Origin of the sequence: Rhodococcus erythropolis NBRC 15567 (assembly GCF_001552595.1) — a bacterium.
In the GTDB taxonomy this organism is placed as follows: domain Bacteria; phylum Actinomycetota; class Actinomycetes; order Mycobacteriales; family Mycobacteriaceae; genus Rhodococcus_F; species Rhodococcus_F erythropolis.
The window spans coordinates 175417-198090 of sequence record NZ_BCRM01000001.1; the positions used below are offsets into that span (position 1 = coordinate 175417).

Here is a 22674-nt window from a genome sequence, read left to right on the forward strand (position 1 = left end):
CTACTGCATGTCATCGAGTCCGGGGAGCGAGTAGCCGGAGTTGTCATCCCAATCTGCGGGGGTGTCGTCGAGTGAAACGTCCCAGTCGGCGTCGGGCACCGCTCGCCGGAGTTCGGTCAGTGCGTTGAACCAGTAGACGAGTGACGGAATCACCTCGGTCGGATCGCTCGAGATCTTGGTCGAGCCGTTGAGCAGAGTGTTGGGGATATCCGACGGGTAGAGGTCCAGGACCTCGTAGTCGAACGGAAATTCGTCGTTGTGGACGGCGATGAGTCGGTCGACTTCGGCCTTCTCGTCGTCGGTCAGCGGTGTGGAGCGGACGGCGGAGTAGTACAACGAGGTGCTCATGTTTGCCAGGCTAGAACAAGTTGCCTTCCAACGGCGGTTTCGGATGCAACACCTTTAGATTGCATGATCTCGGCAACTTTAGATACAAAAGTCGTCGATATTTCGACAGGGATGGATAGAAGTCGGCAAGGAACACTGGAGAAGACGGCGAGACGGCCGTCCGAACCCAGTGAAGGAGCTCCCCGTGACCGCAGTCATCAGTGCCATTCGGGTAGGTGGTCAGCGATGAACGTTCCCATGTGGGCGTGGGCCGCGTTCGCCGCAGTCATCGTCGTCATGTTGCTCATCGACTTGCTCGCCCACCGCGGCGCGCATGTCATCGGCTTCAAGGAAGCGGCCTGGTGGAGTGCACTCTGGGTCGGTTTGTCTCTCGTGTTCGCGGTGGTTGTCACCCTGACCTTGGGGGTGAACTCGGGCGTCGAATTCACAACAGCCTGGCTGTTGGAGAAGAGCCTCTCGGTCGACAACCTCTTCGTGTTCGCCCTGATCTTCGGTTACTTCAAGGTGCCCCGTGAGTACCAGCACCGTGTGCTGTTCTTCGGTGTCATCGGCGCCCTGATCTTCCGCGGAATCTTCCTCGCTGCCGGCGTTGCCGTGGTCAGCAAGTTCACGGCCGTCCTGTTCGTCTTCGCCGCCATCCTGCTCTACAGCGCTTACAAGCTGCTCAAGGATGACGACGAGAGCTTCGATCCGGGTACGTCGCTGGCAGTTCGCCTGCTGCGCAAGATCATGCCGGTTCGCGAGGAATACGCGGGAACCAAGTTCTTCGTCAAGGAAGCCGGAAAGCGCGTCGCAACACCGCTGTTCGCCGTCGTCGTCGCCATCGAAGCCGCCGACCTCGTGTTCGCAGTCGACAGCGTCCCGGCAGTCCTGGCAGTGAGCGACGACCCGTTCATCGTGTACTCCAGTAACGCGTTTGCGATCCTGGGTCTGCGTGCCCTGTACTTCCTGCTCTCGGGTCTGCTCGAGAAGTTCCACTACCTCTCCAAGGGTCTGTCGATCATCCTCGCCTTCATCGGCGTGAAGCTGATCATGCAGGCCAGCCACAAGGTGATCAGCACGTCGATCCCCGAGATCCCCTCGCTGGTCAGCCTCGCGGTGATCATCGTGGTCTTGGCAGGCTCGATCATCCTGAGCCTCAAGAAACCGCTACCGCAAGAGCCTGAGGCCGAAGAGGTTGCGTCCGGTGATGCACCGGTCGACCTCGAGAAGACAGGCCCGAATGGGGGCGTCGAGTCTTCCGACATCGCGCTTGCTGCCGGCGAGCACGACGACGATGACGACAAGGTGGATGCTCGCAGTAGGAGCTGACGCCTGATCGGCTGAACCGAATCGAAAAGGGAGACCACACAACGAGGTGTGGTCTCCCTTTTCGTTTCTCACGACTTCTCGTAACCAAACAGACCACTGATCGGGAAGGTGTGTTCTCACTCGGCCGCGCGCGATCTACCTTGGCGGATGCCCGACGTCCGAGATCAGGAGTGCACATGACAATTCACGCGGAAGTCATCACCATGCTGGCCACGCTCAACGCCGCATTTCCGGATGTCACCAGCTTCGAGCCGTCGGAGTTGCGCGCTCTGCTTCGGAATCGACGCGCCCCGTTGGAGCGGCTTCCCGATTTGCGTACGGTCGAAGATCTCGCAATCGAGGGCCCCGGTGGAGATCTGGCGATCCGCGTCTACCGCCCGCACACTTCCTCCGACGCCGGACCGCTGGTCGTCTTCGCTCATGGCGGAGGCTTCGTGTTCTGTGACCTGGACAGCCATGACGAATTCTGCCGGTCCATGGCGGAAGGGGTTGGCGCCGTCGTCGTCTCCGTCGATTATCGTCTGGCCCCTGAGTACCCCGCGCCGGCAGCACACGACGACGTCTACGCCGCATTGGAGTGGGCGACGAAACACGCGGCACAGTACGGCGCAGACCCGAGCAAGATAGTCCTTGCCGGCGACAGCGCGGGCGGCAATCTTGCTGCGACAGTAGCCATCGCCGCTCGCGATCGTGGGGGGCCGGCGGTTGCGGCGCAGGTTCTCATCTATCCGGTGATCGACGACGATTTCGACACCGAGTCCTACCGTCTCTACGGTACCGACCACTACAACACGACCACGGCCATGAAGTGGTACTGGGACCAATATGCTCCCGAACGCCGAGATGACGTGCGGGTGATACCCACTCGGACAGAGTCGTTCGCAGATCTTCCAGCTGCTGTTGTCGTGACAGCCGAGCTGGATCCGCCGTGCTCGTCCGGTGACGAGTACGCGAAACTGCTTGCCTCGGCCGGCGTCCCCGTGCAGCATCATCGCTTCGACGGGTTGTTTCACGGGTTCCTCACTATTCCGTCATTGTCGCTCACAGAGCCGGCACGCCAGAAAGTTTGGGCGATGATCCGCGAGGTATCAGCCGCCGCTCGATAGGATCTCGTCGCCCAGTTCGCCGAAGGTATGGCAGATTCTTTCCCGCACAATGACTTCGGTGCATTCAGGATCGAACCATCGATCAACGACGCCCCAGTGGATCGGATGATCGAGGTATTGGGTCTGCAGTGATTCGAGGTCGGTGAACTCCTGCTCCCACACATGGGTCCACGGTGCTTCGTCACATGCGGGTGTTGCGCCGGTCGCCGCACTCACCCGACTGAGTCGCCAGGCAGCGATCGAGGAGATATGCCCGGGTATCTTCAGCAAGTCGCTTTCGAAGCGTTCGATTTCGTCCTCGGAGGTAGTGGGTTCAACGCGAATCAGCAACGCTCGATACACCCCGTTCGGGCCCGTGGCGCGCGAGCGACCCTCGGTTCCGGAAACGTACTCGGCGCCGTGAAAGCGTTCGATGGCATCGTGGTGAAGTTCGGCGTCGACGGAATCGCTAACGGCCCGCCACGCGGCTTCATTCGCGAACTGAAGATAAACGATCAGATCTCCGCCGTTGATGGCGCCGGGCAGAGTAGCGGTGACGAGATGGCGAACTGCGCCCGACGATTCTGCCACTGCTGCAATGGTGTTCACCGCATTCGCCCAGCCGTCCGAGTCCGGGCTGTCGGCAGCAAAAACAACCCTCGTGACGTTATACATCGGCCAGTGCCTCGACGTCGTCGGCAGCAGCAGCCATGGTGCGGCTACGTTCGCAGATGAGTGGTTCCATGGCATCCCACCACTGCCGAAGCGTGGTGTCGCCGCGACTCAGGCGAGTCATTGCCCACCAACCGGAGGTTCCGTCGACGGTCCACGTGATAGTCACGACGTTGGGTTCGTACTCGGACCACAACGGCGGACTGACAAGTATGTTGTCGAGGGTCAGGCTGCGTCGCCGGGCGTTCGGCAGGTAGCCGGCACGCCATTCGTCGACGAACTTCTGCCCGCATCCGGGATTCGTGACGATCCGGTCGATCACGTAGAGAGTCTCACCTGCCATGTGCGCAGGCTACGGTGCACCTAACCCTCTGCAGTACTTCCGATCTCACGCAGCGGGAGGTTGTTCGGAAGCGGACGGGGAGTGTGCCGGTCGCAGCCCCAGCCACCCCACAAGTCCCACCAGAACGAAGGCAACGCCCGCGGTCGCGAACGTGACGGTGAAGGCAGATTCGCTTGGCATCGCCGGAACACCTTCGGGGAGGTTCGCGATTGTCATCGACGCCAGAATCGTTGTCACTACTGCGCTGCCGATGGCGCTGCCGGTGGAACGTGAGATCGAGTTGATGCCGTTGGCGATGCCGCTCTGATGATGCGGCACATTGGACATGATGATGGCGGGCATGGCTGCATAGCCGAGGCTGAGGGCGGCGCCGATCACCATGCCCGCACCGATGACCGACGCGGTGTGCGTGTGGTCGAACGCGAGCCACGCAAACGGCACCGCGCCCAGGATCGCAGTGAGTCCCAGAACGAATCGCGGCCCACGGAGTCTGATGAGACGACCGCCGATCGGGGCGGCGATCAGCGAAACTATCGCGCCAGGCAGCAGGAATTCGACCGACGCACGCAGAATGCTCGCGTCGAAGCCGTATCCGGTGAGATCGCGGGGAAGTTGTGCGAGATACGAGATCCCGAGGAAGTTCGCGAACATGCCGAAGCCCACCACGACGCCGGCAAGATTTGCCATCATCACCGGGCGGTGGACGAACATCCGCATGTCGACAAGCGGCTCGTCGACGATCTTCTCGATCCACACCCAGACTGCGAACATCACGATCGAGGCCACAAAAACACCGACGGTCAAGGGCGACAACCACCCCCATTGGTGGCCTTGAGAAATCGCCAGAAGAAGCAGAAGTAGTGCCGCGCCCAGACTCAGCGCACCGATGAGGTCCACGCGCCCACCGCTTTTGTGCGTGGTGGGCGGGACCAGCGTGGCGACGGCAATCAAGGCCAGTACTGCGAATCCGGTGGCCATCCAGAAGGCGTTGCGGTAGTCGGCATCCGGAGCCGATGTGAGCAGACCCGTGGCCACGAGGGCGAGACCGCTGCCGAACGCGAGAGTTCCGCTGACCAGGGCCATGGCGCCGGGAAGCTTCTGTGGTCGTATCTCTTCGCGCAAGACCGAGAGTGCGAGAGGGAAGATCGCGGTGGCTGTTCCCTGGAGTACACGGCCGAGGATCAGCAGTGGCAGATTGTGCGCCAATGCCGCGACAATCGAACCGATCACCATGACGACGAGGACGCCGACCAAGGTGCGCTTCTTGCCGTGCTGATCGCCGTAGCGTCCCAGCAGGGGAGTGAAGACGGCAGCGGAAAGCAGGGTCGCCGTCGTCACCCAACTGACGCCGGCGGACGAGGCTCCGAGGTCGGACTGAATCCGTCCCAGGATCGGAACCGGCAGCGTCTGCATCATCGAGACGATCATCGCTGCCAGGCTCAAAGCGCCGATGATCACGGCCTCCCGGCGCGGCGATCTTGCTACGGACTGGTCCGGGGAATCGGTGGCAGTTGGCGTAGCGCTGGGGCTCGCGGCACTGCTCGTCGTAACTGTGTTCGTCAACGGGTCCTTCTCGGGAACAACAAGAGAAAATGCTTAATGTGGCGAAGTAATTTTCTCTGGATGGTAAGTCCGCGAGATCGATCCCGTCAATGCTGGTCAGCGACCGAGTGGGACGTGCCCTGTGAATTCGTTCTAGAAGGGGTATACCGGGAGTGCACTTTGCGCCGTCACCCATTGTGTTTCCGTGAAGGCATCGAGGTTTGCACCGATACCGCCGACACGGCCGCCGTTACCCGAAGACGCCATGCCGCCGAACGGGATGACGGCTTCGTCGCCGACCGTCTGATCGTTGATGTGGACCAGGCCGGTGGGAATCTGTTGGGCGAGTTCGAGTCCGCGCATGGCGTCGGAGGTCAGAATGCCCAGCGACAATCCGTACTCGGAATCGTTGGCTATGGCGACGGCTTGTTCGACGGTGGCGAAGGAGGTCACCGGTGCGACCGGCCCGAAGACCTCGTCGGCGAAGGCCGGCGCGGTCAGTGGGGTGTCGGCTAGCACGGTGGGCCGGTAGAAGAGATCCTCGTAGGTGCCGCCGGCAGCCAGTTTTGCTCCGGCCGCGATGCTTCCGTTGACCAGAGAGTGGATGTGGTCGCGTTGTTTGGCGTCGATGATGGGTCCGAGTGCGACCTGACCGGTGAACGGGTCGCCTACCGGAAGCTTGTCGGCGTGTTCGGCAAGGAGTGCGGTGTAGTCGGCGGCGATACTTTCGTGGACCAGTTGGCGGCCGGTGGTCATGCAGATCTGTCCCTGGTGCATGAACGATCCGAAAGCGCCGACAGATGCGGCCTTTTCGAGGTCGACGTCATCCATGACGATCAGCGCATTGTTGCCGCCGAGTTCAAGATGAGCGCGCTTGAGATAGCGGCCCGCCAGTTCGCCGACCGCGCGTCCAGCTCGGGTCGACCCGGTGAATGCGATGACGCGAACGCTCGGATGAACCACGATTGCCTCACCGGCGTCAGCGCCGCCCGGCAGCATGCTGAACACTCCGGCGGGCAAGCCTGCTTCTTCGAAGATGCGAGCGAGAACCACACCGCCGCAGATCGCCGTGCGCGGGTCAGGCTTGAGGATCACCGAATTGCCCAGCGCCAGTGCGGGAGCGACTGCACGGATCGACAAAATGATGGGGAAGTTGAACGGCGCGATGACGCCGACGGTTCCGACGGGTACGCGACGAGAGAAGCTCAGCCGAGGTTGCTCCGAGCGCAGAACCTCTCCGACAGGGTGTGCGGCCAAAGCTGCTGCGTTGTAGCACTCTTCGGCAGCGGTATGGGTTTCCAGCCCGGCCTTGGCCGGGATGCTGCCGGCCTCGCGGATTACCCATTCGCCGATTTCGTCGGCGTACTGCTCGAACAGTTGACCGGCGCGGCGTAGAACGGCGGCTCGTTCAGTGTATGGCCTTGCCGCCCAATTCTTCTGAGCTGCAGTAGCTTTTGTTGCAGCGGCCGCCACGTCGTCGGGTGTTGCCATGCCGACCGTCGTCAACTGCTTGCCGGTGGCCGGCTCGACGACAATACGATCGTCGGCGCTACCGCGAACCCATTCGCCGTCGAAGATCTTCGATTCCCACACAGGTTCGCTCAGCAAACGCGTCATGGCCGCTCCTCGGTAAAGGGATGCAACCGCGCGCCGCATCACATGGTTGCCCACCACGTTGCTCTGTGAGGGGGTCGATCGCCATCACACTTTCACTCAGTGAAAGACGGATTCATGGCGTCCTTGAGTGCTTGGATCAGATCGGCGAACTCGGTGGAGTGGGTAGCGCCGCTGCGGGTCACACCCGAGACGGGAATGCGCAAGCGGCCGTGCGATTCTCGCATGAAGCTGATTCCAGCGCGCGGAGATTCGCCTGCGGTGATCGAATAGAGCAGGGTCCAGGCGCGCGGGTTGGTGATCACGTCCAGTGTGGCTGTGTGATCGCTCGGGATTGCGGGGCCCAGTTGGACGCGTCGATCGATCTCGCGGAATGCGTCCTCGACCACCTTGTGAATGAGCACCTGACTTTGGCGCGGCGGCAGGAGCAGGGGATATGCGGCCAGATCATTGAGGTCGACGCTTTGCTGGCCGGCTAGGGGGTGTCGGCTCGACATGACGACCAGCAGATCTTCGACGCCGAGGTCCAAGGGTTCGAGTCCGGGGCGGTCGACGCCGCCGCGAATCAGGGCGATGTCCGCGTCACCGGAGGCCACAGCATCCATGCGGTGGGCAAAGCTCTTGATGACGAACTCGACGTCCAGGTCCGGATGAAGTTCGCGCACGTGTGCGATGGCGTCCAGCGTCTGAGCGGCAAAGCTCATGTTTCCCGTGATTCGGATCCGGGCTCTCGGGTCTCGTGCGACGGAGTACGCCATCGTTTCGAGACTGAGGACTTGCTGCGCGATGGGAACCAGTCGCGATCCTGCCGGGGCCAGGCGAACCGCCCGGGTCGAGCGCTCGAAGAGTGTCGCCCCGAGCTCCTTCTCCAGCCGTGCGACCTGATGGCTGATCGCCGACTGCGAGATGAAGCAGCGTTCGGCGGCGCGACTGAAGCTCAGTTCCTCGCTCACGACGAGAAAGTACTTGAGTTGGCGGAAGTCCATGAGGACAGCTTACTTATGAGCAATCGAGATAACAGTCTTGCGAATACTCCAGCTAGCTGGACCCGACCCATGATCAGTCCATACCGTAATAGTCATACTTTCAATTTGGTTGAGGAGTTCGTTGTGGATAGAACAGCTGCGGGTCGCGCCGACATCGACGCGACTGGACACGAGAAGACTCAGGTTGTGATCGTCGGTTCGGGATTCGGAGCCCTCGCCGCGGCCAAGACCCTCGCGAAGTCCAAGACGCCGTTCGTTCTCATCTCCGCCACCACCGAGCACCTCTTCCAGCCGCTGCTCTACCAGGTGGCGACGGGTGTCCTGTCGGCCGGCGAAGTTGCTCCGCCCATCCGCACGATCCTGCAGAAGTACCCCAACGCCGACGTCCGCCTCGGCCGCGTCGTCGAGGTCAACGCCGAAGAGAACACCGTCGTCTACGAAGCCTCGGGCACCCGCCACACGCTCGGGTACCGCTCGCTCATCGCAGCCACCGGTGCCACGCAGGCGTACTTCGGTCATGACGAGTTCGAAAAGGTCACCTACAAGCTCAAGACCGTCGAGGACGCCGAGGTACTGCGTAAGCAGATCCTGCGTTGCTTCGAGGAAGCGCACACCACCAACGACGCGCTGGTTCGCCGTAACCTGCTGAGCTTCGTTGTCGTGGGTGCCGGCGCGACCGGCGTCGAGCTCGCCGGACAGATCAAGGAACTGGCGCGTCGCTACTTTGCGAAGGCCATCAACAACATCAGTGCCGACGAGGTCACGGTCACCATGGTCGAGGGCGCCGGCGTTGCGCTTCCGGCCTTCGGCGGCAAGCTCAGTGAGTACACGCAGGCCTCGCTCGAGAAGTCGGGTGTCGAGGTAGTCCTCAACACCATGGTCACCGCCATCGACGAGCACGGTGTCACCGTTTCTTCGGCAAAGACCAAGGAAGAGAAGCGCATCGACGCCGAGACCGTCATCTGGTCGGCCGGTGTACGCGCCAACGACTTCGCCGCAGTGCTCGGAGAGGCAACCGGTTGTGAGAGTGACCGCGCAGGTCGTCTGCTCATTAATCCGGACTTGACCGTCGGCGGGTTCGCCAACGTCTTTGCCATCGGCGACATGACTTCGCTCAACGGTCTGCCCGGTCAGTCGCCCGTTGCGATGCAGGGTGGCCGTCACGCCGCGAAGACTGTGAACGGAAAGGTCAAGGCCGGAACGCCTTTCAAGTACTTCGACAAGGGCAGCATGTCGATCATCAGCCGATTCAGCGCTGTATGTCGCGTCCGCAAGGTCGAGTTCAAGGGCACGATCGCCTGGTTCATGTGGCTGGCCGTGCACGTGATGTATCTGGTGGGCTTCCGCAACCGGTACGTCGCTGTGATGTCGTGGTTCGGTTCGTTCATCGGTCACCGTCGTCCGCACTTCCACTACGCGCAGGAACCGATGAAGATCGAGGCCGCGCCGCCGGTGACCGAACGCGAACCGGAATTGGCGCACTCCGCGTAGCTCCGCACCGCCTGAACACGTTTCGCCTGATGCCAGTCACAGTGGATTCTTAGTGGCACTGCCCTGTCACACTGTGTGAATGGCATCAGGCGACCGTTCGTTGATCGGCCGGGCATTTATCGTGCTCGGTGCCTTCGACGCGAAATCGCCGCGGTTGACGCAGTCGGAGATCAGTCGTCGCAGCGGTTTACCTCTGCCCACCGTTCATCGGCTGTGTGGGCAGTTGGTGGCTGAGGGCGCACTCGAGCGTCGGAGTGACGGCAAGTACCAGGTCGGAGTGCGGTTGTGGGAGATCGGCGCTCTTGCTCCCGGCGCTCACGGCCTGCGGCAGGTGGCGTTGCCGTTCCTCGAGGACCTGTACGAGGTCACCCGGGAGAATGTGCAGTTGGTCGTTCGTGAGGGTACCGAGGCGCTGTACCTCGAGCGCTTGTCCTCGCGTAGTGCTGTCACCGTTGTCGGTCGGGCCGGGGGAAGATTGCCGTTGCACGCGTCCAGCGGTGGATTGATTCTCCTCGCGCACGGCGGAACCGAGCTTCTCGACGACGTCCTCCAGGCCGGTCTCGAGTCGTTCACTCCCAAAACCATTACGTCCGAGCGGATTTTGCGAGCAACTCTCGACGAGATCAGACGCACCGGATTTGTCGTCTGCCGTGAGTATCTGAACGTCGGAACCCTTGCCGTCGCCGCTCCGGTCCGCGAAGCCGGCGGCAATGTCGTCGCAGCGGTCTCGACAGTTGTTCCGGTGGAGCAGGATCCGGCTCCATTACTGCCGGCCTTGGTCGCGGCCGCCCGTGGAATTTCACGCGGGCTTGGTGGCGGCGGACTTGGATAGCTCGTATTCGGTCTTTCACTGAGTGAAATTACAGCTGTTCAGGGGAGTGATCGTGGTCGATGGTGGTCTCAATCGTCACTCACCTCAGGAGTTCTCTGTATGTCTTCTTCGCGCACCCAGGTCGGAATCGTCGGTGGTGGTCCCGCCGGGTTGATGCTCTCGCATCTGTTGCATCTGAAGGGAATCGATTCGGTAGTCCTGGAATGTCGCACCCGTGAAGAGGTAGAAGGCACCATTCGTGCCGGCGTGCTCGAACAGAACACGGTTGATCTCATGGTCGAGACCGGACTCGGTGATCGACTGAAGCGGGAGGGCCTCGAACATCACGGAATCGAGCTGCGATTCGGCGGGCGAGGGCACCGAATTGCGTTCGACGAATTGACCGACGGGCGCGCAGTCACGGTGTATCCGCAACACGAGGTGCTCAAGGATCTGATCGCGCGACGTCTTGCTGACGGCGGGGACATTCGATTCGGAGTGTCCGACGCGCAAGTGCACGATCACGAATCGGATCGCCCGAGTATCACTTTTGTCGATTCGGACGGAAACGACCAGAAGCTCGGGTGCGCCCTGGTGGCCGGTTGCGACGGATCACGTACGCAAACGCGAAAGCTGATTCCCGAACCGTCGATCCGAACGGATCATTTCCGCCAGTATCCCTTCGCGTGGTTCGGCATCCTGGCCGAGGCTCCGCCGTCATCGGAAGAATTGATCTACGCCAACCATGAGCGCGGGTTTGCACTGATCAGCACGCGGACGCCCGAGGTGCAGCGTCATTACCTCCAGGTCGATCCGGACGACTCCGTGGACAACTGGTCCGACGATAGAATCTGGGACGAGCTGCACATGCGCGTCGACGGTGAGGGCGCAGAGATCAAGGACGGCAGGATCTTTCAGAAATCGATCCTTCAGTTCCGCAGCTTCGTTTGTGAACCGATGCAGCACGGCAACCTGTTTCTTGCCGGCGATGCGGCGCACACCGTGCCGCCGACCGGTGCAAAGGGTATGAATCTCGCGATCGCCGACGTTTACGCTCTGGCGAAGGCAATGGACAGTTTCTTCACCTCGTCCGACCGAAAGATGTTGGACGGGTACACCGAAACGGTGCTGCCGCGTGTGTGGCGGACGCAGCACTTCTCGTGGTGGATGTCGTCGATGCTCCATCGCTTGCCGGACGACAGCGGTTTCGGGCATCGCCGTCAATTGGCCGAGTTGGACATGGTCACGCGTTCGGTCGCCGGACGAACGCTGATCGCCGAGAACTACGTCGGAACACCCTTGATCTAGAGAGTTGTCGCAGATTTTGCGGTGCGTAATCAGTGGAGCGGGGTGCCTTGATGGTGTACCAGTTGCCATCCGACCGGGGCGCGGCGCCACAGGGATGTGCGCCGCGCACGACGCACGCCATGGAGTGAATCCCACTGTGTCAGGACGTATCCGTCGGCGATGATTCGACCGGTCAAGTTGTGAACTTCGATGCCGTCGCCGTCGATGGGTTCGTTTCGCAGTGATTCAACGGTCGACGGTAGGTCCCGGACGCTACCCGACGCACCTATCTCGGTGAAGACTTTGTGGGGTCATGAATGCTCCTCTGCCTACGCATTGGTCGGGCACGGTGTCGATCGTGATCATCGCAGAGGTGGGTGTCGAGTTTCCAACATCCGTTCTCGGAGACTGTCGTAGATAGGTGCCGACCCTGCCGCGGTGGCGACGAATACCGCTGCCGCAGTGGCAGCGAGCATCGGAATTAGCGTCGACGTCACCGCTGTCATCTCGACCACGATCACGATGCCGGTGAACGGTGCGCGCACTACAGCGCCGAAGAAGGCAGCCATGCCGATGGTGGCCATGGTGACCGTGAGCCCGGCGTCCACTCCGGGCACGAAGCTCGACAGTCCGGTGAAGATCGACCCCCAGAGTGCGCCGAGTGCAAGTAAGGGAGCGAACAGTCCGCCGGGGGTTCCAGCGGCATACGAGAGCGGGCCAGTGAAGAACCGAACCGCCAAGTACAGCAGCAGGATCGGCAGTACGAAGGTCCTTCCGCCGACGATCATCTGTGCAAGAACGTCGCCGCCCCCACTGGCCAGCGGGTCGAGGAACAGCGTCAGGCCGATGGTGGCGCCGATCGTTGCGCCGATGACAGTCGGCGGGATCCTGTCGAGTCGTGCAACGGCGTCGAGTAGACCCAGAATCAAGCGGTTGTAGGCGATACCGAGTAGCCCCGTGAGGATTCCGAAGACGACAAACAGTGGCAAGAGTGCGAGTTGAGGCGTCGGGACGGTGCCGACCTCGAAATCGGGTTGGTCACCGATGACAAGTCGTGCACAGCCCACCGCGACCGAAACACCGAAAAGTGTTGGCAGCACGGTGCGCAGCCGAAATGAGTGCGTCACCTCCTCGCAGACGAACAGTGCCCCGGCGATCGGCGCGTTGAACGCGACGGCGAGTCCTGCTCCGGCCGTGGATGTTTGCAGCATGGCGACGTCCGGTTCGGCAAGGCGGGCCCGCCGTCCCGCTTCTGCCCCGATCGCCGCACCCATGTGTACGGTGGGGCCCTCGCGGCCGAGAACCAGACCGGAGCCGATCGCCAAGAGGCCGCCGATGAATCTGGCAGGCACGAGATTGATTCCCGGCGGTTTCGCTTCGCCGCGGGACACCGCCTCGACGTGCTGGATGCCGCTTCCCTTTGCGAGGGGGACTCGTCTGACGATCAGTACGGCCAGCACGGTGCACAAGGCCACCAGGACGACCGGCACGAGCCACCCGACGTACGGAACGTGATGCGCCCAATTCACGATCGTCCGACGGAGTTCGTCGGCCCTGATCAGACACCAACGGAACGCGCCGCCGACAAATCCGACCCCGACGCCCGCGACCGCAGCGAGTAGACACAGCAAACTCAGTCCGCGGTTGGAGTCACGCGGTTCGGTGCCGCCGTCGTCCTCGGTCATCGTGATCAGCCCTACCTGATGGTCACAACTCGCGACAGGTGAATTGAGCTTCCTCACCTTGGACGGTAACCCATCCCGATACCCGCAGTGTCGGATCGAGGTTGTGCAGCTGAGTCACAATTCGACAAGCAGGCTGATTCCGAGAACCGCCATCATCACGGCGATCAGAGCGTCGAGAATCCGCCAGGCGTTGGGTTTCGCAAAAAGCGGCGTCAGCAGACGTGCGCCGTAACCGAGGGCGCTGAACCAGACCACACTCGCGGTGATGGCACCGGCCGCAAACCACCAACGTCCGATTTCGCCGCGACCGTTGGCAATTGAACCCATGAGCACCACGGTGTCGAGGTAAACGTGTGGATTGAGCCAGGTGAGAGCCAATGCCATCGTGACGGCGGCCAGCCTCGAACCGTTGCCGTGCTGATCCGGCGCCAGCGTCTGGGGTCGAAGCGCCCGCTTGGCGGCGAAGATTGCATAGCTGAGGAGGAAGACCGCACCGGCGATACGAACGAACGTGATCAGCGACGGTGCGTGTTCGAGGAGGGTCCCGATTCCGCTGATGCCTGCAAGGATCAGAATTGCGTCTGACAACGCGCACACTGCGACGATCGGGAGTACGTGCGATCGCGTCAGACCTTGGCGAAGAACAAACGCATTCTGGGCGCCGATTGCGACGATCAATGACAGTCCGACTCCGAAACCGACGAGGGCCGACGCAGGGTCGTTGGTGCTGAGCATGTTGTCGAGCCTGCCGCTCAGATTTCATTCAGTCCAGCTAATGATTCTTAGGACGCATCAGAGTAGCTTCAGATTATGTTGGATTTCGAGCAACTGAGGGCATTGCACGCTGCGGTCGACGAGGGAACCTTCGAGGCGGCGGCGCGGAAGTTACACATCACGCCTTCGGCGGTCAGCCAACGAATCAAAGCTCTCGAGACCTCGGTTGGCCGGATCCTGGTGCAGCGCACCAAACCCATCCAGGTCACCGATTCCGGGAGAGAAGTCCTGCGTCTTGCCCGTCAGATAGACGCACTGTCGCGTGACACCGTGCGAGAACTCGGTTTGGAAAACGGTTCGAACACCTTCGCCCGCGTCTCGATCGCGGTCAATGCCGATTCGCTGTCCACTTGGGTTCTCGGGGCCCTCGCGGAGTTCACGCAAGAAGTCAGTTTCGATTTTCATCTCGACGATCAAGACCACACCACCGACCTGCTGCGCGACGGTTCGGTCATGGCTGCCGTCACGTCGGTTGCGTCACCGATTCAAGGGTGTACCTCCAGTCGGTTGGGCATCATGCGGTATCGGCCGATGGCGAGCGCAGAGTTCTGCCGTCGCTGGTTCGCAGATGGTGTCACGGCCGAATCTCTTTCGGAGGCGCCGCTGGTGGTGTTCAATCGCAAGGATCTGCTGCAGGATCGGTACCTCGATCAAAAGGTCGGCCACCCGGCAGATCCGCCTCGCCATCTTGTTCCGTCATCGGCAGACTTCGTGGACGCCGTCAGACGGGGATACGGGTGGGGGTTGATACCGGACCTGCAGTGCGGCGAAGACGATCGCGGCGGAGTGCTGATCGGATTCGATCCGGACTTCGTGGACGACGTTCCGCTGTACTGGCAGCAGTGGAAACTGTCGTCACCCGTCTTGCGCCGGATCTCCGAAGTGGTGACCCGACGTGCCCACGAAGTGTTGCATCAGCCCTCGATCTGATGTTCGCCGCCCTTGCGGCGTTGTGCTCAGGGAACAAAGAACCTGGATAAGTTGATCCCCTGAGACCGTTTCTTCGGCCGCAGGACGCCGATAGTGTTTTGAGTCACACACGAATGAAAGGTGCTGACTCTCGTGGCGGACATCGGATATCTGGCTTGGGATCTTGCGGAGAAGTACGGGAAGAAGCCGTGCCTGCGGGACGACCACGTCGAACTCACGTATGAAGAGTTCGCAGATCGTACGGAAGCTGTTGCCGCGCAATTGGCCGGACTCGGAATCGGACTCGGTGACGTGGTGGCGATCATGCTGCCCAATCGCGTCGAGTTGCTGATCGCGATCATGGCTGCCTGGCGCATCGGTGCTGCAGCTACACCCATCAATCCGATGTTCACTGCGAACGAAGCGGATTACCAGATCGCGGACTCCGGGGCCGAGTTGGTCATCACCGCTACTGCCGATGCGCCCTCGGGCGGCCGTGCGGTGTTGGTCGTCGACGATCTGGCGACAGTGCCGCCGACCGATCCCCGACCCGGAATCGATGTTGCAGCAGACGATCTGGCGTTACTCATCTACACCAGCGGCTCCACTGGACGGCCCAAGGGAGTGATGCTCACGCATTCCAACCTGCAGTTCATGGCTTCGTCGATGGGCAAGAACATCGGTGTTACCGGCGCGGATCACTGCCTGCTGATTCTGCCGTTGTTCCATGTCAACGCGATCTGCGTCAGCGTCCTGACGCCCTTGCTTGTCGGCGGACAGGTGAGTGTCACCGGGAAGTTCTCGGTTTCGAGATTCTTCGACGACGTTGCGCGGCTTCGCCCCACGTATTTCTCGGCGGTGCCGGCAATCTACGCGATGCTGACCTCGCAGCCGGAAGACGCCTCGATCAATACGTCATCTTTGAGATTTGCCGTGTGCGGTGCGGCGCCGATCAGCAAGGAACTCCTCGAACGCGCGGAGCAGCGTTTCGGTTTCGTGATCGTGGAGGGTTACGGACTCACCGAGGGGACCTGTGCGTCGGCCTGTAATCCTGTGGAGGGCCTGCGCAAACTGGGTACGGTCGGCCCGGCGTTGCCCGGCCAGCAGATTGCCATTCTTGCCGAGGACGGAACCTTTGCTCCCGTCGGAACTGCCGGAGAGGTGGTCATCAAGGGCGGCAACGTGATGCGTGGCTATCTGGGCAAGCCGGAGGAGACCGCGAAGACCGTCAAGGATGGTTGGTTGCATACCGGCGACGTCGGGGTCCTCGACGAAGACGGCTACCTGACCCTGGTCGATCGCATCAAGGACATGATCATCCGTGGGGGCGAGAACATCTACCCCAAGGAGATCGAAAATTCGCTCGCCACACATCCTTCCGTGCTCGAGGCCGCCGTCATCGGCGCTCCGCACCAGGTCTACGGAGAGGTGCCAGTTGCCTATGTCGTTGCCTACCCCGACGCGCCCGTCACCGAAGGCGAACTGCTCGAACATGTCACGGCCTTGCTCACCCGAGTAAAGGTGCCAGTGGCGATCTACGTCGTCGATACGCTTCCCCGAAACCCGGTGGGCAAGATCGACAAACCCGGAATGAGACGAGCTTTGAGCGCAACTCCCGCTCACTAGTCCCTTCCCCGTAATACCAGCACAACTCGACGACGTGCGTCGAGTCGATCCGTCATGCCCACATTCCGTATTTCAGGAGCACATCATGGGATTCAAAGAAGGAAACTTCCCTCCCGTCGATCCGGCAACCTTCATGGACAAGCCGTTTCTCGAGCGTCTGCGTGACATGTCCACGCACTGGGTGGATTACGGCTTCGGTACACCGAAGATGGTCCACACCGTCTACATCATGAAACTGTTGTTCCTCTACCTGGCAGCTGGAACAGCCGTTGCCACTTTGACTTCCGGCCTCTCGTGGTTCGACATCGGATCATGGTGGAACCAGCCGATCGTCTACCAGAAACTCATCATCTGGACCATGATGCTCGAAATCCTGGGCCTGGCAGGGTCTTGGGGTCCATTGGCCGGCCACTTCAAACCGATGACCGGTGGAGTTCTCTACTGGATCCGCCCCGGCACGATTCGCCTTCCACCGTGGCCGGGCAAGGTGCCGCTCACCTCGGGTGACACCCGCACGGTGTTCGACGTCTTCATCTACGTCGCCGTAGTCGCCAATCTTCTTGTTGCCGCGGTTCTTCCCGGCGTTCACACCGCAGGAATCGATTCGGCAATCGCCGACAATGCCGGACTGGTACGCCCGACGGTCTTGTACTCCTTCCTCGTGCTCATGGTGATTCTCGGGTTGCGGGACAAGGTGCCCTTCATCGCTGCCCGTAGTGAGCAGTACCTGCCGGCGATCTTCTTCTTCACGTTCCTGCCCTTCGTCGACATGATTCTGGCGCTCAAACTGCTGATCGTCATGGTGTGGATCGGTGCCGGTGTCTCGAAGTTCGGCCGTCACTTCTCGCTGGTGGTCCCCCCGATGCTCAGCAATACGCCGTGGATCCCGTCGAAGAAGATCAAGCGTGCGCACTACCGGAATTTCCCGGAGGATCTGCGACCCTCGCACCTCGGCGGCGGGGTCGCACACGTGGCCGGAACGATGGTCGAAATCGTCACTCCGTTGATACTGCTGTTCTCGACGAACAAGACACTCACCATCCTCGCCGTGATCCTCATGGTCGGATTCCATCTCTTCATCGCGTCGACCTTCCCGCTGGCTGTTCCGCTGGAATGGAATCTTCTGTTCGCTTACGCCTCGGTCTTCCTGTTCCTGGGCTTCCCGGCGTGGGACGGCTACGGCCTCGGCGCCATGTCTTCACCCTGGATCACAGCGGGAATTATTGCAGCCCTTGCTTTCTTCCCCATTCTCGGAAACCTTCGACCCGATCTGGTGTCGTTCCTGCCGTCGATGCGTCAGTACGCCGGCAACTGGGCATCTGCGACGTGGGCATTCGCGCCGGGCGCCGAAGCAAAGATCGACCAGTACATCAAGCGTCCGTCGCCGGATACGCGTAATCAGTTGATGACGATGTACCCCGAAGATGTGTCCGATGTCGTTCTGCATCAGCTGTTGGGCTGGCGTTCCATGCACAGCCAGGGGCGTGCACTGTTCTCACTGATGATCAGGCACCTCGGCGACGACATCAACACGTACTCGCTGCGGGAAGCCGAGTTCATGTGCAACTCCATCGTCGCCTTCAACTTCGGTGACGGGCACCTGCACGATGCGAAGTTGATCGCCGCCATTCAGCGTCGCTGCAATTTCGCGCCCGGCGAGTTCCTGGTGACCTGGATCGAATCGCAGCCCATCCACAAGGGAACGCAGGAGTACCAGGTGATCGACGCAGCTCTCGGCGTCATCGAACGAGGTACTTTCAAGGTCGCCGACGCAGTTGCCGAACAACCGTGGTTGCCGAACGGGCCCATTCCGTTCGACGTTCAGTGGACACTGGACGTACGGGCCGACCGCGCGGCAACAGATCCGCAGGTTGTCTCCGAGCCGAAGATGCGTACGAGGGCCAGCGGTAGCGAGCAAGAGGTGAGTAAGTGACAAAGGCCGTAGTCGTCGGCAGCGGGCCCAATGGGCTCGCTGCCGCGGTACACCTCGCACGTAGCGGTGTGGACGTGCAGGTGCTCGAGGCTGCCGACCAGATCGGCGGAGGCACCCGCTCCGGTCCGATCGACGTGCCGGGGTTGATTCACGATCACTGCTCGGCGTTTCACCCGATGGGTATCGGCTCGCCGTACCTGTCAAAGCTGGACCTCGAGCGATACGGGCTGATCTGGAGATGGGCAGAGGTGGACTGCGCGCATCCGCTCGACAACGGGGACGCCGGTGTTCTGTACCGCTCGCTGGAGCAGACGGCGGCGGGACTCGGCGCGGACGGACCTCGATGGCAACGCATGTTCGGTGACTTGTCGACGGGATTCGATGCATTGGCGTCCGACCTGATGCGCCCGATCGTCAATGTCCCGCGGCATCCGCTGCGGCTCGCAGCTTTCGGTCCGCGAGCGCTGCTTCCGGCAACCGTGACCGCGAAGTTGTGGAAGACCGACAAAGGGAAGGCGCTGTTCGGCGGGGTTGCCGCGCACGCCTTCTATCCACTCAACCGTCCGGCCACCTCGGCGGTGGGATTGATGATCACTGCTGCTGGTCACCGCTACGGTTGGCCGGTTGCCGAGGGAGGTTCGCGTTCGATCACCGACGCCATGGCCGCGATGCTCCTCGATCACGGCGGCAAGATCGACACCGGCATTCGGGTTCGCACGGCCTCCGAGATTCCGGACGCCGATGTTGTTCTGCTGGATGTCAATCCGGGGGGTGCGCTCGAAATCCTGGGCGATCGACTCCCGGGCCGAGTGGCGAGAGCCTATCGAAAGTTCAAGCAGGCTCCCGGAGCGTTCAAGGTCGATTTTGCGATCGAAGGTCATGTGCCGTGGACCAATCCGGATTGCGCTCGGGCCGGAACTGTCCATCTGGCAGGTGGTTTCGACGAAATCGTGGCCGCTGAGCGTGAGACGAATTCAGGCCGCATGCCGGACCGGCCGTTCGTGCTCCTCGGTCAGCAATACCTGGCTGATCCCACCCGATCCGCCGGGAACGTTCATCCGCTGTACGCCTATGCGCACGTGCCACACGGATATGCCGGCGACGCTACAGAGGCGATCATTCGTCAGATCGAGAGGTTTGCGCCAGGATTCCGGGATCAGATCGTCGCGACATCGAGCAGTGGTACAGCTGACCTGGCACAAGACAATCCGAATCAGGTAGGCGGCGACATCATCGGAGGTGCCAACACCGAACTTCAGGTTGTCTTGCGTCCGCGCGTGGCAGTCGATCCGTACAGCACGGGGATCGCGGGCACTTACCTGTGCTCGGCCTCGACCCCGCCGGGTGCCGGAGCACATGGAATGTGCGGGTACAACGCGGCCGAATCGGCTCTGAAGTACCTGCGACGAAAGGGTGCGGAAGTTCTGTGAGTAGTCCATCGCACAAGGAGCGAGGCGCCGGCGTGATGCGGCGTCTCGCCCGAGTGCCTGCAGCCGCGGAGCCGGAAGTGCTTGCGGTGGTTGCCGAGTTGGCCCGACGACTCGACGAGCGCAGTGCCGACATCGCGCGTGAGATGGCCTTCATGATGGCTCACGAAATCGACCAATTGGATGCAGACGCCAAATTGCTCGAAATGCTCGAGGCCAGCGTGCAGGGAAACATCACGACGATCATCCACGTATTGGCCAACGACATTCCGATCGATCATCTCCAACCGACCACTGCCGCAGTGGAATACGCTCTGCGTCTGGCGCAGCGGGACGTTCCGTCCAACTCTCTCGTTCGGGCCTACCACATGGGCCAAGGCGATCTGATGCGAATCTGTCACGACGAAATCAGCACACTGGATATTCCGGCGCGACTCACTTTGGCTGTCCTGAAACACACTTCGGATGTGGTCTACAGCTACATCGACTGGATCACGCTCTACGTCTTCGACGCGTACGAGCGGGAACGCAGTCGATGGATGGCAGCGCAGGGAAACCTCCATTCGGCCGCGATCCACGCCCTCCTGTCCGGCACCAACGCAGATACCGCTGCTTTCGAAGCTGAGACCGGATACCGACTTGGTCAGAACCACGTCGCCCTGGTGGTTTGGTCGACATGGGATGCGGACGTCATGGGTATCAACACGCTCGATCGACTCGTACGTGATCTCGGCGCAGCGGCGGGAGCGGACAAGCCGCCGATCATCACCGCCATCGATCGACGCACGGTGTGGGCGTGGCTGCCGTTCGGTCGCCGGGTGCCTGCGCCGGATCCGGAGGTTCTCGCTGCGGCAGTGCCGTTGGACGGCGGAGCGCGGGTGGCAATCGGACTGCCAGGGTCAGGGGTCGAAGGTTTCAAGCGATCTCACGAACAGGCAACCGCCGCCTATTCGGTTGCTGCCGTGCCGGATACGCCGCAACGGCCGGTGGTGAGCTTCGGGGACCGCGGCGTCGCTGTGGTTTCACTTCTGTCCGAGAACATCGATTCTACGAAGTCATGGGTCTGGGAGGTGCTAGGCCCGTTGGCGGACGATACGCCTTCTGCTGCATCCTTGCGGACGACGTTGAGTGTGTACTTCGCCCACGGAGAAAGCCATCTGCACACTGCCAATCACATGAATCTGCACCGGAATACGGTGAAGTATCGCATCAACAAGGCGCTCGGAGATCCAGTCGCTGCCGGCCGAGACAAGTTGGATCTCGCTCTGGCCCTGCAGGTTTGTGAGTTGTTGGGTAGATCGGTCTTGCGCCCCGCCAAAACGTCGTGAGTTGTGGACGCGACACGGCCTGTGGGCTCCGTATCGGGGTTTGATGACCGATGCGGAGCCTGGCCGTGTTCTGTTGTGCCTGAGGTTCTTCTCAGGTTTTGAAGGTGGTGTTCGCGGGCCGTGGGTGCTGGCCGGGGTCGATCGAGGGTGGTGGGATGAACCACGGTTTGTTGTCGGTGCCTATTCGGATTTCCCATTTCCCGACGAATCCGGTTTTTCGGTGCATCAATCGGTGATGTGAACGGCACAGCAGGACAAGGTTGTTCATCACGGTCGGGCCGCCGTTGGCCCAGTGCCGGATGTGGTGTGCATCCGTCCACGCGGGCACACATGTGCAGCCGGGGAACGCGCAGCCTTTGTCCCGGGCGATCAACGCCACTCGCTGCTCCGCAGAGACCAACCGTTTCCCGGGTCTCGCATCCAACGGAGCCCCGTGACCGTCGAGCAGAACAGTGGAGAGGAAACAATCGCAGCCGAGGAGTCTGGTCTGCGAGACGGACAGTGGTCCGAGCCACGGCATGTGCCCGACATCAAGATCCGACACAGCCACTCCACCACCATCGGGCGAGGGTGCGGCTGCGCAGTCCCGATGCTCCGCCAGATCACGGGCGTTGATGTGAACATTCACATGCGGCCGCTGACCACCATCCGTACCGGTCTTCGCGCAGTCGAGGTAGCGGCGAATCAGTTCGGTGAACCCATCCGCCGTCCGCTTCGCCGCCGACCGAGAATCCGGAGTTCCATCCGGTGCCGGGGTCGGCATCGTCAGATTCGACAACGCCGACAACAACATTTCCCCGGTGAGAGCATCGAAATCACCGCGCACCACCACCCGACCATTCAACGTCGACGCGATCCGCAACTCATTCCGATCCACATCCTCGGCGGGCGGAATCTCATCGGACTCGAACACTCGCTCCAAGGTCGCGATAACACTCCGCACCTTCGTCGTCGTCGCCTCCACGCCCGACGCAGCAGCCAACAACAAATCGACACAGCGAGGCAACGCCTCCTCCGGCATCCCCTTCGGAGGTGACTCGCAGAACGCCACGATCAACACGGCATGATCGAAGGAGCAATCCCCGCCATCGAACCGGGCAGCCACCGCCGGAAAAGGCCGAAGCGCCGCACCCAACGCGGCGATCTTCTTCCCATCCCGAACCTGCAGCATCGTGTTCGCCGCCAACCAGCAACCCACCCCGCGGCTGGCAATCACCTGATCATCGGGCCGCAACGACAACTCGTCGACCACTGCCACACGCACAGCCTCGAGACGAAGAATCTCCGCACTCGCCTCGATAGCAGCAGCACGCAACTCAGAAGCAGACAACCGCCACATGCGTCCGCGCAACCCCACCGCAGAACCCGAGACCACATCCGACAACAGAACACTCATTGAATCCCCCGATCCCCACCCCAGACAATACTCGAACATGCGTTCGAGTCAAGAGCTGATTCACTAAAGAATCGGCCTGACTCTGCGATGTCAGCGGGTTGTCATA

20 protein-coding genes are annotated in these 22674 nt (G+C 61.5%); 10 read left to right on the top strand and 10 right to left on the bottom strand.

All coding sequences use genetic code 11. The features are described from left to right. Positions 1-348 carry a hypothetical protein gene (locus RE4_RS00805; protein ID WP_020909514.1) on the bottom strand — a complete coding sequence of 116 codons (348 nt, stop codon included), beginning with the start codon at positions 346-348 and terminating at the stop codon, positions 1-3. A gap of 225 nt (positions 349-573) precedes the next feature. Here RE4_RS00805 and RE4_RS00810 point away from each other — a divergent pair, with 225 nt between their 5' ends. Both RE4_RS00810 and RE4_RS00815 read left to right on the top strand, forming a co-directional pair. Next, complete coding sequence (locus RE4_RS00810) at positions 574-1659, top strand: TerC family protein (RefSeq protein WP_019745800.1); 1086 nt, start codon at positions 574-576, stop codon at positions 1657-1659. Between the two features lie 176 nt (positions 1660-1835). Further along, complete coding sequence (locus tag RE4_RS00815; RefSeq protein WP_020971152.1) at positions 1836-2765, top strand: alpha/beta hydrolase; 930 nt, start codon at positions 1836-1838, stop codon at positions 2763-2765. On the opposite strand, the gene RE4_RS00820 is transcribed toward RE4_RS00815, so the two are convergent. The 5 genes from RE4_RS00820 to RE4_RS00840 form a co-directional block, all read right to left on the bottom strand. Further along, positions 2748-3419, bottom strand: a complete 672-nt coding sequence (locus RE4_RS00820; RefSeq protein ID WP_060937812.1) for a Dabb family protein — start codon at positions 3417-3419, stop codon at positions 2748-2750. The two genes, RE4_RS00815 and RE4_RS00820, sit on opposite strands and share 18 nt — an antisense overlap. Further along, entirely contained in the window at positions 3412-3759 is a 348-nt protein-coding gene (locus tag RE4_RS00825; protein ID WP_020909511.1) for a hypothetical protein, read from the bottom strand. The genes RE4_RS00820 and RE4_RS00825 overlap by 8 nt, the downstream gene beginning before the upstream one ends. Before the next feature lie 45 nt (positions 3760-3804). Then, positions 3805-5322: an MFS transporter gene (locus tag RE4_RS00830; protein WP_020909510.1), complete on the bottom strand. Its 1518-nt coding sequence runs from the start codon at positions 5320-5322 to the stop codon at positions 3805-3807. Positions 5323-5454: 132 nt separating this feature from the next. Further along, entirely contained in the window at positions 5455-6918 is a 1464-nt protein-coding gene (locus RE4_RS00835) for a benzaldehyde dehydrogenase (RefSeq protein ID WP_020971149.1), read from the bottom strand. A gap of 92 nt (positions 6919-7010) precedes the next feature. Beyond that, positions 7011-7901, bottom strand: coding sequence for a LysR family transcriptional regulator (locus RE4_RS00840; protein WP_003943104.1), 891 nt, complete (start codon positions 7899-7901; stop codon positions 7011-7013). Between the two features lie 123 nt (positions 7902-8024). On the opposite strand from RE4_RS00840, the gene RE4_RS00845 reads away from it, so the two are divergent. The 3 genes from RE4_RS00845 (at position 8025) to RE4_RS00855 (ending at position 11511) form a co-directional block, all read left to right on the top strand. Further along, on the top strand, positions 8025-9392 hold the full coding sequence (locus RE4_RS00845; protein WP_019745793.1) for an NAD(P)/FAD-dependent oxidoreductase: 1368 nt from the start codon (positions 8025-8027) through the stop codon (positions 9390-9392). A gap of 79 nt (positions 9393-9471) precedes the next feature. Next, positions 9472-10224: an IclR family transcriptional regulator gene (locus tag RE4_RS00850; RefSeq protein WP_019745792.1), complete on the top strand. Its 753-nt coding sequence runs from the start codon at positions 9472-9474 to the stop codon at positions 10222-10224. A 99-nt stretch (positions 10225-10323) separates the two neighbouring features. Then, a complete protein-coding gene (locus RE4_RS00855; RefSeq protein WP_060937813.1) occupies positions 10324-11511 on the top strand; it encodes a 4-hydroxybenzoate 3-monooxygenase in 1188 nt (395 codons plus the stop codon). 29 nt (positions 11512-11540) lie between these two features. Here the strand turns inward: RE4_RS00855 and RE4_RS30575 are convergent, their stop codons facing one another. The 3 genes from RE4_RS30575 to RE4_RS00865 all read right to left on the bottom strand — a co-directional run bounded on the left by RE4_RS30575 (position 11541) and on the right by RE4_RS00865 (position 13910). After that, positions 11541-11780, bottom strand: coding sequence for a DUF4440 domain-containing protein (locus RE4_RS30575; protein ID WP_081098288.1), 240 nt, complete (start codon positions 11778-11780; stop codon positions 11541-11543). 72 nt (positions 11781-11852) lie between these two features. Beyond that, positions 11853-13175, bottom strand: a complete 1323-nt coding sequence (locus RE4_RS00860; RefSeq protein ID WP_029256529.1) for a ClC family H(+)/Cl(-) exchange transporter — start codon at positions 13173-13175, stop codon at positions 11853-11855. A gap of 114 nt (positions 13176-13289) precedes the next feature. Then, positions 13290-13910 (bottom strand): LysE/ArgO family amino acid transporter, encoded by a 621-nt coding sequence (locus RE4_RS00865; protein ID WP_020971145.1) that lies wholly within the window; start codon positions 13908-13910, stop codon positions 13290-13292. A gap of 75 nt (positions 13911-13985) precedes the next feature. Between RE4_RS00865 and RE4_RS00870 the strand changes: the two genes are divergently transcribed. The 5 genes from RE4_RS00870 (at position 13986) to RE4_RS00890 (ending at position 21172) form a co-directional block, all read left to right on the top strand. Next, positions 13986-14879, top strand: a complete 894-nt coding sequence (locus RE4_RS00870; protein ID WP_060937814.1) for a LysR family transcriptional regulator ArgP — start codon at positions 13986-13988, stop codon at positions 14877-14879. 132 nt (positions 14880-15011) lie between these two features. Continuing rightward, entirely contained in the window at positions 15012-16484 is a 1473-nt protein-coding gene (locus RE4_RS00875; RefSeq protein ID WP_029537171.1) for a class I adenylate-forming enzyme family protein, read from the top strand. An 85-nt stretch (positions 16485-16569) separates the two neighbouring features. Further along, positions 16570-18417 (top strand): DUF3556 domain-containing protein, encoded by a 1848-nt coding sequence (locus RE4_RS00880; protein ID WP_019745785.1) that lies wholly within the window; start codon positions 16570-16572, stop codon positions 18415-18417. Then, positions 18414-19847 carry a phytoene desaturase family protein gene (locus RE4_RS00885; RefSeq protein WP_019745784.1) on the top strand — a complete coding sequence of 478 codons (1434 nt, stop codon included), beginning with the start codon at positions 18414-18416 and terminating at the stop codon, positions 19845-19847. The genes RE4_RS00880 and RE4_RS00885 overlap by 4 nt, the downstream gene beginning before the upstream one ends. A gap of 35 nt (positions 19848-19882) precedes the next feature. Continuing rightward, the gene (locus RE4_RS00890; protein ID WP_019745783.1) at positions 19883-21172 is read left to right on the top strand and encodes a PucR family transcriptional regulator; all 1290 of its coding nucleotides are present in this window, start codon (positions 19883-19885) and stop codon (positions 21170-21172) included. A 91-nt stretch (positions 21173-21263) separates the two neighbouring features. On the opposite strand, the gene RE4_RS00895 is transcribed toward RE4_RS00890, so the two are convergent. Continuing rightward, positions 21264-22568 carry an HNH endonuclease signature motif containing protein gene (locus tag RE4_RS00895; RefSeq protein ID WP_060937815.1) on the bottom strand — a complete coding sequence of 435 codons (1305 nt, stop codon included), beginning with the start codon at positions 22566-22568 and terminating at the stop codon, positions 21264-21266. Positions 22569-22674: the final 106 nt, after the last annotated feature.